Here is a 15,557-nt window from a genome sequence, read left to right as displayed (position 1 = left end):
TGACGCGGCTTTTCTCGGCGAGCGCGAATGTTTAGGGACTGAGGTTAGGAGCGGCCGGTTTCCAAAAGGTTAAGCAAGGGTTGCGTCAATGCCGAGGATTCGAAAGGATGAGGCCAATCCCGCGGTGCAGCATCTCAGCCCGGCGGCCGCCGTCGGAGATTGAACGGGCCGTTGTCGCAGGGCGCGGCCGGGGGCGGGGGCGCGGAAACCGAGACCTGTGGGCGCGCGCGGTGCGGCCTATTTTGCGATCCGCAGCTTGGTCAGCGAGGCTCCGACCTCTTGGAACGCGCTCTGGATGCCGGACGCGGTGGTGGTGGAGAAGAATCCGCCGGTCGAGCCGCAGTATTTCAGCACCGAGGATTCTGGATCGCCGCTGGTGTTGACCTGGATGGTGTAGATCGTAGTTTCCGGTACGCCGTTGACCTTGGTGGTAATGTTATCGCACAGGATCTTCTGCCGATCGTCGACCTGCGGCGACCAGTTCGAGCCATTGCCGTACCAACGGTTCTTTGTATTCATGCCGTCCGACAACAACACGATTGCGTCGGTATATTTGTATTCCGAATCCTTCGCCGGCGTATACAGCGGCGCCGTCGCCTGAAGCGTCATCCACGCCCAGAACATGCCGATCCCCTGGTTGGTGCCGCCCTGAGCGTCGAGGGTGTTGATCCGGCCCTTCAACGTGGTGGCGTCGGTCGAGCTATCGGACTCTGTTGCCTCGTAGGCCGACTTCATCGGCAGCAGCGACGCCATGCAGTCCGAATAGTTCTGTGCCAGGAACAGCGTGTCGGGTGTGGCGGAGGTCGGCTCAGTCTTGGTTGTGTCGTAGTTCTGCGTGCGATCAGTGACGCAGCCCTTCCAGGAGTTGACGTTGCTGGCAGTCCAGGTGTGACCGCCGGCTTGGCAGGCGCTCTTCAGAGTTTTCTGGGACTGGCATGTGTTGCTCCAGTAGTTCCAAGAGTCGCCGCCCGCTTGGCAGGCGTTCTTTGTGGTGTATTTCGACTTGCAGCTTCCGTAGTTCGTGTCCCAGTCGAGCCAGGTCGCGTTCTTGTTGCCGGGGCCGACATTGACCATGACGTTGAAGGGCACGATCGAGATGTAGACGTCTTCCTTGGTGGTTGAGGTCGCCTTGAGAGTGTCGATGAGCTGCTTAGCTGCGGTTTTCATCGCCGAGAGCTTGCCGGCGCTGTCCATCGAACCGGTGACGTCGAGCGCCAGCGCCACACGTAACCGTGTTCCGCCCCAGGTTGTGGTCGATGATGCGCCGAGAGACATCTGCGAGATATTCATCACCTTCATGAATTCGGTGTTGATTGAGCCGGTGCCGCCCACCGTGAGTCTGGCGTTTTCGGACGACGTTTTGGGGGTGTACGTCGCGGTGACGTCGATACTTGGTGCGTCGGTGTTCTTATAGAGGCTCGTGAAGTAAGTGTTGGCCGCGCTTTGAACGTTTTCTGCAGTGATCTTGCCGCTCGTGAGATCCTTTGCGACCATCAGGGCGGTGGAATCGAGTGCGCTCTGCATGGCGGTGCGGGCGCGAGACGCGCGGGAATAGTCCACCGCGGCGCCGACGAAACCCAGCAGCGGCAGCAGGGCGATCCCGAATATCACGGCGATGTTGCCCCCGCTCGCGGCCGGAAAGCGGCGCGCGGCGCGGTTCAGACGGGCGGCAAGAGAGGCAATGGACATGGCGGCACCGGAATCCTGGCTTTCGGCCGGAGGATCGGGCGCGATGGATAAACGCTCCGTAAAATGATTCTCATAAACTCGCTAAACTGCTGAACAAATACCGCGGAGCGGGTCAGCGTGCTTGACGGTGTCCGAACGAGGTGGCGCGGATTCGCCGCCATCGGGCAACCATTGGTTAACCGGGCCGCTGCGCCGACCGGTGCGTTGAGGACAATTCCCGCCGGGGATCGCCTCCGGCATTTCCGCGCTTGCAGCAAATCCGCACTCGACCCATATTTACCGTATTCCGCCGCTGCGTCGTGCCGGGAGCCGCTGCGCCGGGCGTCGTCGGCGCTTTGCGCGTTGAACGCACGTTGCGGTTCCGGCGTCTCGGAAGTTCCCTGGGATCTAAATACCGAAAGCCATGCTGCAATCTTCTCTGAGCCACCTCGCTGCCGGCACGGCCGGCGACCCGACGACCCGGCCGATGGCGATGGCGGGCGAGGGAGGCCGCTCCGGCCCGAACACGCCGTCGACCTCGGTCATCACCAAGACCAAGCCGCGCACCAAGCGGCCCAGCCTCTATCGGGTGCTGATCCTGAACGACGATTACACGCCGATGGAGTTCGTCGTCCACGTCCTGGAGAAGTTCTTCCAGATGGACGTCGAGGCGGCCACCCAGGTGATGCTGCATGTCCACCATCACGGCATCGGTGAGTGCGGCGTCTTCACTTACGAGATCGCCGAGACCAAAGTGACGCAGGTGATGGACTTCGCGCGCAAGCACCAGCATCCCCTGCAATGCGTGATGGAGAAGAAATAGCCGCCCGGGTGCGGTCGTTCGGAACGGGTTTTGCATTGACTCAAGCCGGCGGGTTTTCCCGGACTTGCTTGGTGGACGGACTGATACGGAACCAGTCTTTCGCGATCAGGTTTGGACACTATATCTGGAAAGGTTGTTGTTGCGTCACGGTGCAGCGGCGATCATGATCAGCGGGGGACACAGAGGACGCAATGCCGACATTTTCGCAAAGCCTTGAGCAATCCCTCCACCGCGCGCTCGCCATCGCCAACGAGCGTCATCACCAGTACGCAACCCTCGAACATCTGCTGCTGTCTCTGGTCGACGATTCCGACGCGGCCGCGGTGATGCGCGCCTGCAGCGTCGATCTCGACAAGCTGCGCGCCAGCCTGGTGAACTATCTCGAAACCGAATTCGAGAATCTGGTCACCGACGGCTCTGAAGACGCCAAGCCGACGGCGGGCTTCCAGCGTGTGATCCAGCGGGCGGTGATCCACGTACAATCCTCAGGGCGTGAAGAAGTGACCGGCGCCAACGTGCTGGTTGCGATCTTCGCCGAGCGCGAGAGCCACGCTGCGTACTTCCTGCAGGAGCAGGACATGACGCGCTACGACGCCGTCAACTACATCAGTCACGGCATCGCCAAGCGGCCCGGCGTGTCGGAAGCGCGGCCGGTGCGCGGCGTCGATGAAGACACCGAGACCAAGGCGGGCGACGACGGCAAGAAGAAGGGCGACGCGCTCGAGACCTATTGCGTCAATCTCAATAAGAAGGCCCGCGACGGCAAGATTGACCCGGTGATCGGACGCAATGCCGAGATCAGCCGTGCGATCCAGGTGCTGTGCCGCCGGCAGAAGAACAACCCGCTGTTCGTCGGCGAAGCCGGCGTCGGCAAGACCGCGATCGCCGAAGGGCTCGCCAAGCGAATCGTCGATGGCGAAGTGCCGGAGGTTTTGTCCGCCGCCACGGTGTTCTCGCTCGACATGGGCACGCTGCTCGCCGGCACCCGCTATCGCGGCGACTTCGAGGAGCGTCTCAAGCAGGTCTTGAAGGAGCTCGAAGCCCACCCCAACGCGATCCTGTTCATCGACGAGATCCACACCGTGATCGGCGCCGGCGCCACGTCCGGCGGCGCGATGGATGCCTCGAATTTGCTCAAGCCTGCCTTGGCTTCGGGCACCATCCGCTGCATGGGCTCGACCACCTATAAGGAATACCGACAGCACTTCGAGAAGGACCGCGCTCTGGTGCGGCGCTTCCAGAAGATCGACGTCAACGAGCCGACCGTCGAAGACGCGATCGCGATCCTGAAGGGGCTGAAGCCGTACTTCGAGGACTATCACAAGCTCAAGTACACCAACGAGGCAATCGAATCCGCGGTCCAACTGTCGTCGCGCTACATCCATGACCGGAAGCTGCCGGACAAGGCGATCGACGTCATCGACGAGTCGGGCGCGGCGCAGATGCTGCTGTCCGAGAACAAGCGCAAGAAGACGATCGGAATCAAGGAGATCGAAGCCACGGTTGCGACCATGGCGCGGATCCCGCCGAAGAGCGTGTCGAAGGACGACGCCGAGGTGCTGAAGCATCTCGAGCAGACCCTGAAGCGCGTGGTGTTCGGCCAGGACAAGGCGATCGAGGCGTTGTCGGCGTCGATCAAGCTGGCGCGCGCCGGCCTGCGCGAACCGGAGAAGCCGATCGGCTGCTATCTGTTCTCCGGTCCGACCGGCGTCGGCAAGACCGAGGTGGCCAAGCAGCTCGCGTCGTCGCTCGGCGTCGAACTGCTGCGCTTCGACATGTCGGAGTACATGGAGCGCCACACCGTGTCGCGTCTGATCGGCGCACCTCCCGGCTATGTCGGCTTCGACCAGGGCGGCCTCTTGACCGACGGCGTCGATCAGCATCCGCACTGCGTGGTGCTGCTCGATGAGATCGAGAAGGCGCACCCCGATCTGTACAACGTGCTGCTGCAGATCATGGATCACGGCCGGCTCACCGACCACAACGGCAAGCAGGTCAACTTCCGCAACGTGATCCTGATCATGACCACCAACGCGGGCGCGGCGGATCTGGCGCGCCAGGCGTTCGGCTTCACCCGCAGCAAGCGTGAAGGCGACGATCACGAGGCGATCAACCGGCAGTTCGCGCCGGAATTCCGCAACCGTCTCGACGCCATCGTGTCGTTCGCGCACCTCAATGCCGACGTCATCGGCATGGTGGTGGAGAAGTTCGTGCTGCAACTCGAGGCGCAGCTCGCCGACCGCGACGTCACCATCGAGCTGTCCGAGCCGGCCAAGGCCTGGCTGGTGCAGCACGGCTACGACGAGCAGATGGGCGCCCGGCCGATGTCCCGGGTGATCCAGGAGCACATCAAGAAGCCGCTGGCCGACGAGGTGCTGTTCGGCAGGCTCAAGGGCGGCGGCCACGTCAGGGTTGTGCTGGTCAAGGACGAAGGCGTCGCCGGGGTCGAGCTGGAGAAGATCGGCTTCGAATTCCTCGACGGCCCGGTCACGCCGAAGCCCGAGAATCTACCGGGCGGCGCCAAGAAGCGCGGCTCGTCGCGCAAGGCCAAGATCAAGGATCAGGTCGAGAAGGCCTGACCGGAAGCCAGACGATCAGAAACAGCGAGGCCGGCGAGCGATCGCCGGCCTCGTCGTTTGTGGAGCTGTGCCGTCAGGTGCAGCCGTTTGCCGATTATTGCGCGGGCGACCGGGCCGGTGCGGGGCCTGCGGGCGACGGCTGCTCGTCCGCCGGAACGGCGGCTGGATTCGTCGGGGCCGCCGGTTCATCGGCCGGGGCCGGGCGTGACTCAGGAGACGGACCGGGCGAAGCCGGTGTCGGAGGTGCAGTTTCCGGCGCAGCAGCGGGCGGCGAAGGCGGAGCGGCGGGAGCGGGGGCAGGCGGCAGTGGTGGCGCGACCTGCGCAGGCGGCGTGGCCGCGGGCGGAGGCGTCAGTGCGACGCCCTCCGGCGCAATCATCGCCCAGCCATAGGCCTTCAGCTTTCCACCGCCCAGCGGCAGCAGCATCGTGCCGAACAACGGCGAGGTGTTCGCAAGCGCCGCCCGATACGGCGGCGGCAGCACGTCGGTTCGGGCGAACTCGTCGGTGCTCCAGACCACCAGCGTTCCGGACTGCTTCAGCCGTTGCGGCGTGATCCACGGGCTCTTGGCTGGATCGGCGTCGATGAACACCGATGGCCGCGGGGACGCATAGGCAGCCACGAAACCGGCCTCGCTGGTGCTTCCGGTAACGATATCGAGGGGCCGCGTCGTCCGGCTCTTCCAGACCGACTGCATCGCGTTGGACAGGGCCTGGGCCGGGTACAGCTCGGTCGGCACCGGGCCGCTGCCGTAGGCGCGCGAATACGTCGAGGTCGCGTAGCCGATCGGCACCCCGAACAGCACCAGAAGCCAAGCCGCCACCGCCAGCCGCGGCGCCCCGATCGTGGCCCGCGCCGGCAGCAGCGCGACCAGCGCCACGCCGGAAAATGCCACCAGAGCACTGCCGGTATAGGCGCCGATGCTGAACCAGTCGAACACGCTGCCGATGGCGACCAGCAGCGACGGCAGGGTCGCGACCGACAGCAGCAGCGATCGATCGAAACGGCTCGGCGGGGTGATGTCGACAGTCGCGGGTTCGCCTTGCAGCGGCATCCGCGGGAGCAACGCCAGAGCCGCCACAGCGACCAGCCCGAGATTGAGGCCGACCTGACTGAACACGAAGGCGAAGGCGGCCCCGAGCCGAGGCCACAGCGGACCGTCGGGAGCTGCGACGGGCGGAGAGCCGTTGGGCTGCGCCAGCCAAATCAGATGCGGCAGCAGCACGATGAAGCAGGCGACTGCCGCGATTCCCGGCCCGGCCGACAACAGTCGGCGGCGGCCATCGGCGGTCAGCAGCAAATGTCCGATCAGGACCAGGATCAACGCCGCGCCTGCATGGTTGGCGGCGATCATCAACGCGGCGGCGACGCCGAGTCCGATCCAGCTCGAGCGGGCGTCCTCGAACACCGCCTTGCGATACAGCAAGACCACCGCGACCGCGAACGGAAGGCTTGCGATCGCGGGATCGAAGGCGGTGACCTGCGGCCCGAAACAGCCGATCAGGATCGTCAGCGCCACCGCGAGCGTGGCGCCGCTGTCGCCGAAGACCGCAGCGCCGAGCCGCCACAACAGCGCCAGCGTCATCAGCGCCGAGCCGAGCGCGAGCAGGAGCTGTGCGCCGTTCCATCGGCCGGTGGCGAGCGAGGCCAATTCGGTCAGCCACGGCGCCAGCGGCGGGTATTTCCAGTAGCCGCCCTGCAACTCGTTGCCGAACAGCGCCATTTCGTAGCCGACCGCCGGCAGCCCCGGGAAGCTGATCGCGCTGACGAACCACAGCGTTCCGTACAGGCCGAGGATCCACAACAGCAGCCGCTGCGGACGGTTGCGCAGCATCTCGAGCAGGCTGTCGCCGGCACCAAGCAGCATGGTCAGCGGTGAAAAACCGGAGCGTGCCGCAGCCGGACGTGGCGCAGCGGGCGCGGCTGCGGGGGCGGGCGCAGCTTGCCCGGCGCCGCGCGCCGGTTTCGCTGCCTTGACCTGGGGTGGTTTCGGTCTGGAGCCGTGCGGCGGCTTGGCCGCAGCCTGCGGCCTTGCGGGAGGTGAGGCCGGGCGCGCATCAGCCGCAGCCGGCGCCGGCACGGCCGCGGTCGAAACCGGCGCGTCCTCGGTACGTGGCGACGCGACCGCATCGTCGTCAGGCACCGTCGTCAGCGTCTCGGCGGACGGGCGCAGGCCGGCCTTGCCGCCGTAATGCTTCTTCTTCGGCCGACGCTGTTTGGGTTGCTTGCGCTTGATGGTCGTCGTCCTCTGGCGAAACGGAACCCGCGGTATCGATACCGCGGCCGCTCGTGGCGTTTCGAATCGACGTTTTAGTCCAACGGGTCGGCCAGGCAATTGCCGGAAAGACGAGGCTTAGCGCCGCACGGAGGCAATGAGGTAAGGGCGTGCGTTTCAGGCAACGCCGTCGCGCAGTCCGCGAGCACGTTGTTTCTCGGCGTCGAAATCGGCACGCCGCCGCGCCAGGTCCTCGGCGCTGAGATTGGCGACGTTGTTGTAGTCGCGCTTCCAGCGGTGATCATCGCTCCAGCGCAGCGGCGACTGCACCGTGGTTTGGGCCGCCGGCGCGGATTCCAGCAGTCGCAGCGCGAGATCGAGGGTGAAGGCCTGCGACGTTTCGTCGTGCGGCTTGCCGGCGGAGTTGCCGAGCGGAAAATCGCTGAACAGAAATCGCGGCACTGCGGCGTGCTCGACGATATCCTTGGCGCAGCCGATCACCACGGTGGAGATACCGGCGGCTTCGAGATGGCGCGCCACCAGCGATACGGTCTGATGGCAGACCGGGCAGTTCGGCACCAGCACAGCGGCGTCGACACCATCGGCCTTGCAGCGCGCCAGGATCTCCGGCGCGTCGGTCTCGATGGTGACGCGATGGCTGCGATTGGTCGGCGCGCCGAAGAAGCGCGGTGCCAGGACCAGCCGGCCTTCGTTCGCCAGCCGGCGAAGCTGCGGCAGCGGAAACCAGGTGCCGCTGTCGGTGGCGGTGGTGTGGGTGCGGTCGTAGGCGATGTGGGAGATGCGCAGGTCGTGATCGCGCGAGGTGTCGCCGTCATAGACCTGATAGAATTTTGCGCCGCCGTTATAGGCCGCGCCGGGGCCCTGATCGCCCTTGGCGGGATCGTAAGGCGCAGCGGTGGTGATCAGCGCGACACGGGATCGTGCCAATGGTCTTGCCAACGGGGCGAACGGCGAACCGGTGTGGTGCGCCCAGCGATACGGCACGTCGTAGCCGATCGCCTGATAATAAGCGCGGGTGCGCGCCATATACTGGATCGGTACGTCGTCGTCTGCCGCAAAGCCGGCAAGTGGATCGGTTTCGGCCATCCTGCGTTCCCGTTGCGCGAGGGTTTTTCGATTGCTAGCCCGTTGCCCGAGTGAGTCAAGGATGCGCCTGTGAAGGGAAGCCGCGGATGACCGGGAGGCGATGGAGCGACCATGTCGCAGTCGTCTGCGGCATCGCTCTGCTCGGGCTGGCAGCGGCGCGTGCCGAGGAGACGCCGGCGGTCCAGCCGGATCGATCCGCTCCGGCTGCATCCGCGCCCGCCGAGACCGGAGCTGCGACAGAGACGAAGATGCCCGCTCGCGCCGACGAAGCGAAGCCTGCCGGGCAGCCGCAGGACAAAGCGGACAAGCCGACCGATCCCGGCACCCGCGAGTCGATCTGCCTGATGATCGAGTCCGCCACCAAGGCGCACGACTTGCCGCTGGAGTTTTTCGCCCGGGTGATCTGGCAGGAGAGCCGGTTTCAGCCCGATGCCGTCGGACCCGTGACGCGGAGCGGCAAGCGCGCGCAAGGCATCGCGCAGTTCATGCCCGGCACCGCCAGCGAACGCCGGCTGCTCGATCCGTTCGATCCGGTGCAGGCGCTGCCGAAGTCGGCCGAATTCCTCAAGGAGCTCCGCGATCAGTTCGGCAATCTCGGCCTCGCTGCGGCCGCCTACAACGCCGGCCCGCGGCGGGTGCAGGAGTGGCTCGCCGGCACCGGCGGCATGCCGTTGCAGACGAGGGACTACGTGTTTGCGATCACCGGCAGTTCGGTCGAGGACTGGGCAAAGGCGGGACGGGCGGCGAAGCTGCCGGAGACCAAAACGGACGCCGACTGCCGCACCCTGATGGCGCTTCTGACACGGGCGCCGAATCCGTTCGTTGCCGAGCTCGAACAGCGCGTGAAGCTCGGCGCCGATCGGCCGTGGGGCGTGCAGCTTGCCGCCGGCTTCAATCGCAGCCGCGCGCTGGCGAGCTATGCGCGGGCGATGACGCGGCTGAGCGGTGTGATCGGTGAGCGCGACCCGACGTTGTTGAGCGCGGTGTTCCGCAGCCGCGGCACCCGGCCGTTCTATCAGGTGCGGATCGGCGCCGACACGCGCGCCGAGGCCGACGATCTGTGCAGGCAGATCCGGAGAGCGGGGCAGGCCTGTCTGGTGCTGCGCAATCGCGGCAGGCCCGGATAGCGTTCAGCAGAACAGAGCCGCGGCAACGGGCCTTGACCGTCTGGCGTTTCCCGCCCGTTATGCGCCGCCGCTTCACCCGTTCTGGAATCTGTTCGTGCCGCCGCCACTCGATTCTCCGCAATGGCAGACACCGCTGCGCGCGTTCCTGCGCGGCCTGATTGCCGCCGGCACCACGGTGCTGACGCTGGTGCTGTTCGCCACCTTCATCGGGATCGGCGCGCTCGCGCACGACAGCCAATTCAGCCTCGGCTGGGTGCTGCTCAGCACCGTGCTGGTGTGGGCCGGTCCGGCGCAGATCATCCTGATCTCCTCGCTCGGCTCGGGGGCGACACCGGTGCAGGCGGCGATTGCGGTGACGGTGAGCGCGATCCGGCTGTTTCCGATGGTGGTGTCGGTGCTGCCGATGCTGAAGACGCCGACAACCAAGTTGCGCCAGCTCGTGCTGCCGGCGCATTTCGTCGCGGTGACGATGTGGGTGGAATGTTTCCGTCTGCTGCCGCAGGTGCCGCGCGAGCGGCGGATTGCCTTCGCCAACGGGCTCGGCACCGGACTGATCGCGGTGTGCCTGATCGCCAATGTGATCGGTTTTCTGCTGGCGGCCAACCTGCCACGATCGTTCGGCGCCGCGATCCTGCTGCTGACGCCGCTGGCGTTTCTGTTGTCGACCGCGCGCAACTGCCGCGAACTCGCCGATGTCGTCGCGCTGGTACTCGGGCTCGCGCTGTTTCCGCTGGTGGCGCTGCTGCACACCGGCGTCGACGTGCTGATCAGCGGCGTCTCTGCCGGCACCATCGCCTACGGCGTCCACCGGCTGCGGCGGCGGAGGCGGGCATGAGCGATTTCATCGGCGATTGGCAGGCGCTGCTGGTGCTGGTGCTGGCCGGCGTGCTGCCGAACGAAGTCTGGCGGATGCTCGGACTGTGGCTCGGCGGCGGCATCGACGAAGGCTCCGAACTGCTGATCTGGGTCCGGGCGGTCGCCACCGCGATCCTCGCCGGCGTGATCGCCCAGATCCTGTTCGTGCCGCCTGGTGCGCTCGCCAGCGTGTCGCCACTGTTGCGCTACGGATCGGTTGCGGCCGGCTTCGCGGTGTTTCTGGTGGCGCGTCGCTCGATCTTCGCCGGCGTGGTGGCAGGCGAGGTGGTGCTGCTGCTTGGCCAACTTTGGTGGCGGTGAAACCGGACGGGTTTCGCGCTACACCGGGCCGTCAGGCAGAAGGCGAATGATGATGACCGACAGGGGCGAGATCCGTGAAGGCGAGGTTGTGGTCGAGGCGCCGCCGCCGACCGATGCCGGCCTGATCTTCATCGGCCGCATCCGCACGCCCTGGACCTCGCGCGGCGAGACGCCGCGGCAGGGTACTCCCGACGGGCCGGTGTGCCGGCTGGAGATCTTCGAGCCGTGGACCCAGGCGCTGCAGGGACTCGACAAGTTTGCTCAGGCGCAGGTGGTGTACTGGCTGCATCTGTCGCGCCGCGATCTGGTGATCCAGCGCGGTCACGGCATCGACGGCCCGCGCGGCACGTTCGCGCTGCGCTCGCCGCTGCGGCCGAATCCGATCGGAATTTCCTCGGTGGCCGTGGTCGGGATCGAGGGTGCGACCGTGCTGGTGCGCGGCCTCGACTGCCTCGACGGCACGCCGCTGATCGACCTGAAGCCCGACCGCTGCGTGCATTCGATGACGAAGTAACAGGACCGGCGGCGCAGCGTGAACGCTGCGATCCAGCTCTCCGGCGTTGGTCAACGCGTTTGCCGTCCGGCGTGCCACTCGCGCCAGGCGATGACTGCGACGGTCAGCGCGCAGAGTGGAAGAACGATGGTCCCGAGCACGAGGCTGTAGGTCGACAACGCATCGTGCTGCTGAGCGGCCATCACCAGATAGACGGTATAGCCGACATACAGCGCCAGAAACAGCGCGCCTTCCCACCGGGCGATCAGGTTGCCGGTGAAGAAGATCGGCAGGCAGGCGATCGCCACCGCGATCATCACCGGGATATCGAACGCCATCATCGCCGGCGCGATCGAGAGCCCGCCCGGCAGCACGGCGGCGGACACGCCGAGCACGCCGAGTAGATTGAAGATATTGCTGCCGACCACATTGCCGACGGCAATGTCGCGCTGGCCGCGGACCGCCGCCATGATCGAGGTCGCGACCTCCGGCAGCGAGGTGCCGGCCGCGACGATGGTCAGGCCGATCACCATCTCGCTGACGCCGAACAGCCTTGCGAACGTGATCGCCGCATCGACCAGCCAGGTCGCGCCGAAGACCAGCATGACTAAACCGACGACGATCAGCGCGATCTGCACCGGCAGCTTCGAATCCCAACCTGGCCCCGAGTCCTCCGTCGCCGGCTCGGGAGCATCAGAGCCGGCCTCCTGGCGCCGGCTCTGCACGATCAGAAAGCCCGTATAGACCGCCAGCAGGCAGACCAGGATCAATCCGTCGAGGCGGGACATCGTGCCGTCCCAGGCCAGCGCGGCGACCAGCAGGGACGTCCCGACCATGATCGGGACTTCCTGGCGGATCAACTGCCGATTGATGATCAGCGGCGTGATCAGCGCCGACAGGCCGAGAATGAACAGCACATTGAAGATGTTGCTGCCGACCACGTTGCCGACGGTAATATCGGCCTGGTTGGCCATCGCCGCTTGAATCGCGACCGCCAGTTCCGGCGATCCCGTGCCGAACGCCACCACGGTCAGCCCGACCACCAGCGGCGAGATCCCGAACGACAGCGCCAGTTTCGAGGCGCCGCGAACCAGGAGTTCAGCGCCGACGACGAGGGCGACCAGTCCCGACACAAAACTGACCAGCGCGATCATCTCTGTTGCCTCGTTCGCGGATGGCGCCGTCGCGGCGGCCGATCTCCGTCGTCAGCTTCCAGCCTGCAACGGACGTCGGGCGTTCCGGTTGCTCAGGCATCACAGGCAGGTCGGAGGGATGGCCGGAGCCTAGCCCTGGGCGAGCGCCGCCTTCAGTTGTGCGGCATGTTGCTCGAGTACGGCGGGTTCTTCCTTGCGCGAGGCCGGCGGCAGCAGCGGCACGCCGTCGTGGCGCGGCATCACATGCATGTGCAGATGATAGACGACCTGGCCGGCGGCCGGCTCGCTGAACTGCTGCACCACGATGCCGTCGGCCTTGAACGCCTTCATCGCCGCGTGGGCGATCTTGTGGGCGCCGCGCGCCACATGGGCGAAATCTTCGGACGTGATATCGAGAATATTGCGAGCCGGTGCCTTCGGAATCACCAGCGTGTGGCCGGTCGAACGCGGCATGATGTCGAGGAATGCGAAGACATGATCGTCTTCGTAGATTTTGTGACACGGGATTTCGCCGCGCAGGATCTTGGCGAAAATATTCTCTGAATCGTAAGCGGTCATGGTTGCTCCGGACTTGGCGGCGCGATTGTCGTCCGCCGTGCACGGGCCGGTCAAGCTGGATCGGTGAGGTTACCTTTTTTGAACGGAGCGGCTTCGGCCAGTTCGCGTCCCATCTCGTCGACGACCATCCGCTCACGTCTCAGATAGTCGGCGATCGCCCGGCGCAGCGCCGGGTCTGCGATGAAATGCGCCGAGTAGGTGGTCTGCGGCAGATAGCCACGCGCGATCTTGTGTTCGCCCTGCGCGCCGGCCTCGACCACGGCGAGGCCGCGGGTGATCGCGAAATCGATCGCCTGATAGTAGCAGACCTCGAAATGCAGAAACGGGTGATGCTCGATCGCGCCCCAGTGCCGACCGAACAGCGTGTCGCCGCCGATGAAGTTGATCGCGCCGGCGATCCAGCGGCCGTTGCGCTTGGCCATTACCAGCAGCACGTCCTGGCTCATGCTCTGGCCGATCAGGGAATAGAACTCCCTATTCAGGTACGGCCGACCCCATTTCCGCGAGCCGGTCTCCATGTAGAAGGAGAAGAACGCGTCCCAGGCGTCTTCGGTGATGTCGGCGCCGGTGAGGTGGTGGATGGTGATGCCGCTTCCCACCGCGTCGCGCCGTTCTCGTTTGATCGCCTTGCGATGCCGTGAGTTCAGCGTCGTCAGGAAATCGTCGAAGCCGGCATAGCCGGCATTGTGCCAGTGAAATTGCTGATCGGTGCGTTGCAGGAAGCCGCGTTCGGCGAGGAAGCGCCATTCGCTTTCGCGCGCGAAGGTGACGTGCACCGACGACGCTTGGCTGAGATCGCACAGCGCCATCAGCCCGTTCGCCAGCGCGCCTCCGATGCGCGCCGGATCGGTGCCGCCGCGGATCAGCAGCCGCGGCCCGGTCGCGGGGGTGAACGGCACCGAGACCTGCAGCTTCGGATAGTAGCTGCCGCCAGCGCGCTCATAGGCGTCGGCCCAGCCGCGGTCGAACACGTACTCGCCCTGCGAGTGCGCTTTCAGATAGCACGGCACGATGCCGACGATTTCACCATCCTGCCGGGCGATCAGATGCCGTGGTCCCCAGCCGGTGCGGGCACTCGCCGACCGCGATTGTTCGAGCGCGGCGAAGAACGCATGGCTGAGGAAGGGATTGTACGCGGCTCTCGCGGCGGTGCAGTCGCTGCCGAGAGCGCCGGCCGGGGTCGGATCAGGGACGAGGACGCCGGAACGCGCGCAGGCGTCCCATTCGGCGGCGGCGACTGCATCCACCGACGGCACGGCTTCGAGCGTGATGTCCGACGAGCCCGTCAAACGGCCGAACCAACAATGCAAGCGCAGGCGATCATGGCAACAGATTGGGCATTTCCCGATCGCGCTTCAAGACCGGCCGCGGTCACGTTTGCGGAACAAAGCCCTCGAAGATCATCTGGTCGGCGTGGCGAGCGGCGCGCGCGCGCTGCTCCGGCGTACGCACCGTCCAGCTCAGCAGCGTGCAGCCGAACAGATTGCGCGCGATCCACGGCGCCGGAGCAGGGAGGTCGTCGACCCGATAGGCGACGAAATGCGGCTGGGTTTTGAGCCCATGCTTCAGAGCCACCATGGAGTCGCGCTGCGCCTCGCCGAGCCCGGCCCAATAGGCGTCGTCGTAGCTGCGCTCGGCGGTGATGCCGCGCGTCAGCTTGGGCGCGAGTTGGCGCAGCGCCAGCACCTGGTCGGGATCGAACGACATCGCCGCGACCGGTCCGTTGTAGCTGTCCAGCACCTGAAGCAGCCGGCGCACGAGCTTGCGGTCGCCGTCGAAATGGCTCTTCAGCTCGATCACCAGCGCCACGCGGCCGGCGACGAGATCGCACAGCTCGCCGACCGACATCATCCGCTCGGGCGTGTCCTTGAACGGCACCTGCCGGAGCTGCGCGGCGGTCATCCGGAGCAGGGCGCCGTCGCCGTCGGTCAGCCGGCCGAGATCGTCGTCGTGGTGGACCATCGCTTCACCGTCTGCGGTGAGTTGAATGTCCACCTCGATGCTGAAGTTTGCGGCGATCGCCGCGTCGATCGCACCGGGCATGTTCTCGACGATGCCGCGGGCACGGTCGTGCAGGCCGCGATGCGCGACCGGTCGGGCGGTCAGCCAGTCGGGCGCGCGCATCGCAGTGCTTCCTGATCAGGCGACTTCGAACAGGCCCTCGACCTCGACCGCCGCATCGGCCGGCAGCGAAGCGACGCCGACCGTGGTGCGGGCGTGGCGGCCCTTGTCGCCGAAGGCGGCGACCATCAGGTCGGAGGCGCCGTTCATCACCTTGGGTCCGTCGACGAAATCCGGCGTCGAGTTGATGAAGCCGCCGAGCCGCACCACGCGCACCACCTTGTCGAGATCGCCGAGCGCGGCCTTGAGCTGCGCCAGCAGATTGATCGCGCAGGCCCGCGCGGCAGCGTTGCCCTGTTCGATCGAGACGTCGGCACCGAGTTTGCCCTTGGCGACCAGCTTGCCTTCGGCGTCGAAGCAGACCTGCCCCGATACCACCAGCAGATTGCCGGTGCGGACGAAGCCGACGTAGTTGGCGACCGGGCTCGCCGGCTCGTGCAACACGATGCCCTGCGCGGTCAGTTTCTGCTCGATCACCCCGGTCATGCCGATCCCCATTGCTTTTCGCGTTTCGCCGGCGCGTGCCGCCGGGCGGT

Annotated in this window: 14 protein-coding genes; 6 read left to right on the top strand and 8 right to left on the bottom strand. The window is 66.0% G+C overall.

Annotation, left to right across the window (positions count from 1 at the left end; all coding sequences use genetic code 11):
• Positions 1-237: 237 nt before the first annotated feature.
• Entirely contained in the window at positions 238-1,689 is a 1,452-nt protein-coding gene (locus FLL57_RS11175) for a pilus assembly protein (RefSeq protein WP_142882924.1), read from the bottom strand.
• A 472-nt stretch (positions 1,690-2,161) separates the two neighbouring features.
• Here FLL57_RS11175 and clpS point away from each other — a divergent pair, with 472 nt between their 5' ends.
• Together clpS and clpA are read left to right on the top strand one after the other, a co-directional pair.
• The gene (gene clpS, locus FLL57_RS11170) at positions 2,162-2,491 is read left to right on the top strand and encodes an ATP-dependent Clp protease adapter ClpS (RefSeq protein WP_041807799.1); all 330 of its coding nucleotides are present in this window, start codon (positions 2,162-2,164) and stop codon (positions 2,489-2,491) included.
• 191 nt (positions 2,492-2,682) lie between these two features.
• Positions 2,683-5,070, top strand: coding sequence for an ATP-dependent Clp protease ATP-binding subunit ClpA (gene clpA / locus FLL57_RS11165; RefSeq protein WP_013502002.1), 2,388 nt, complete (start codon positions 2,683-2,685; stop codon positions 5,068-5,070).
• Positions 5,071-5,164: 94 nt separating this feature from the next.
• Here clpA and FLL57_RS23610 read toward each other — a convergent pair whose 3' ends face one another.
• Both FLL57_RS23610 and FLL57_RS11155 read right to left on the bottom strand, forming a co-directional pair.
• Entirely contained in the window at positions 5,165-6,937 is a 1,773-nt protein-coding gene (locus tag FLL57_RS23610; RefSeq protein WP_142882923.1) for an ArnT family glycosyltransferase, read from the bottom strand.
• A 525-nt stretch (positions 6,938-7,462) separates the two neighbouring features.
• A complete protein-coding gene (locus tag FLL57_RS11155) occupies positions 7,463-8,392 on the bottom strand; it encodes a glycine reductase (protein WP_142882922.1) in 930 nt (309 codons plus the stop codon).
• 86 nt (positions 8,393-8,478) lie between these two features.
• Between FLL57_RS11155 and FLL57_RS11150 the strand changes: the two genes are divergently transcribed.
• The 4 genes from FLL57_RS11150 (at position 8,479) to FLL57_RS11135 (ending at position 11,209) form a co-directional block, all read left to right on the top strand.
• Positions 8,479-9,519, top strand: coding sequence for a lytic transglycosylase domain-containing protein (locus FLL57_RS11150; RefSeq protein WP_142882921.1), 1,041 nt, complete (start codon positions 8,479-8,481; stop codon positions 9,517-9,519).
• A gap of 94 nt (positions 9,520-9,613) precedes the next feature.
• On the top strand, positions 9,614-10,354 hold the full coding sequence (locus FLL57_RS11145; RefSeq protein WP_047309176.1) for an AzlC family ABC transporter permease: 741 nt from the start codon (positions 9,614-9,616) through the stop codon (positions 10,352-10,354).
• Positions 10,351-10,695 carry an AzlD domain-containing protein gene (locus tag FLL57_RS11140; protein WP_142882920.1) on the top strand — a complete coding sequence of 115 codons (345 nt, stop codon included), beginning with the start codon at positions 10,351-10,353 and terminating at the stop codon, positions 10,693-10,695. Before FLL57_RS11145 ends, FLL57_RS11140 begins: the two co-directional genes overlap by 4 nt.
• A 52-nt stretch (positions 10,696-10,747) precedes the next feature.
• Positions 10,748-11,209 (top strand): SAM-dependent methyltransferase, encoded by a 462-nt coding sequence (locus tag FLL57_RS11135; protein WP_142882919.1) that lies wholly within the window; start codon positions 10,748-10,750, stop codon positions 11,207-11,209.
• 50 nt (positions 11,210-11,259) lie between these two features.
• Here FLL57_RS11135 and FLL57_RS11130 read toward each other — a convergent pair whose 3' ends face one another.
• The 5 genes from FLL57_RS11130 to FLL57_RS11110 form a co-directional block, all read right to left on the bottom strand.
• Entirely contained in the window at positions 11,260-12,342 is a 1,083-nt protein-coding gene (locus FLL57_RS11130) for a calcium/sodium antiporter (protein WP_047309174.1), read from the bottom strand.
• Positions 12,343-12,471: 129 nt separating this feature from the next.
• Entirely contained in the window at positions 12,472-12,900 is a 429-nt protein-coding gene (locus tag FLL57_RS11125; RefSeq protein ID WP_013502010.1) for an HIT family protein, read from the bottom strand.
• Positions 12,901-12,950: 50 nt separating this feature from the next.
• Positions 12,951-14,189, bottom strand: coding sequence for a GNAT family N-acetyltransferase (locus tag FLL57_RS11120; protein WP_142882918.1), 1,239 nt, complete (start codon positions 14,187-14,189; stop codon positions 12,951-12,953).
• Between the two features lie 82 nt (positions 14,190-14,271).
• Positions 14,272-15,024 carry a glycerophosphodiester phosphodiesterase gene (locus FLL57_RS11115; protein WP_142882917.1) on the bottom strand — a complete coding sequence of 251 codons (753 nt, stop codon included), beginning with the start codon at positions 15,022-15,024 and terminating at the stop codon, positions 14,272-14,274.
• Positions 15,025-15,039: 15 nt separating this feature from the next.
• Positions 15,040-15,507, bottom strand: coding sequence for a RidA family protein (locus FLL57_RS11110; RefSeq protein ID WP_013502013.1), 468 nt, complete (start codon positions 15,505-15,507; stop codon positions 15,040-15,042).
• Positions 15,508-15,557 lie beyond the last annotated feature (50 nt).

Origin of the sequence: Rhodopseudomonas palustris (assembly GCF_007005445.1) — a bacterium.
Classification (GTDB): domain Bacteria; phylum Pseudomonadota; class Alphaproteobacteria; order Rhizobiales; family Xanthobacteraceae; genus Rhodopseudomonas; species Rhodopseudomonas palustris_G.
This window is presented reverse-complemented; position numbering and strand designations above follow the sequence as displayed.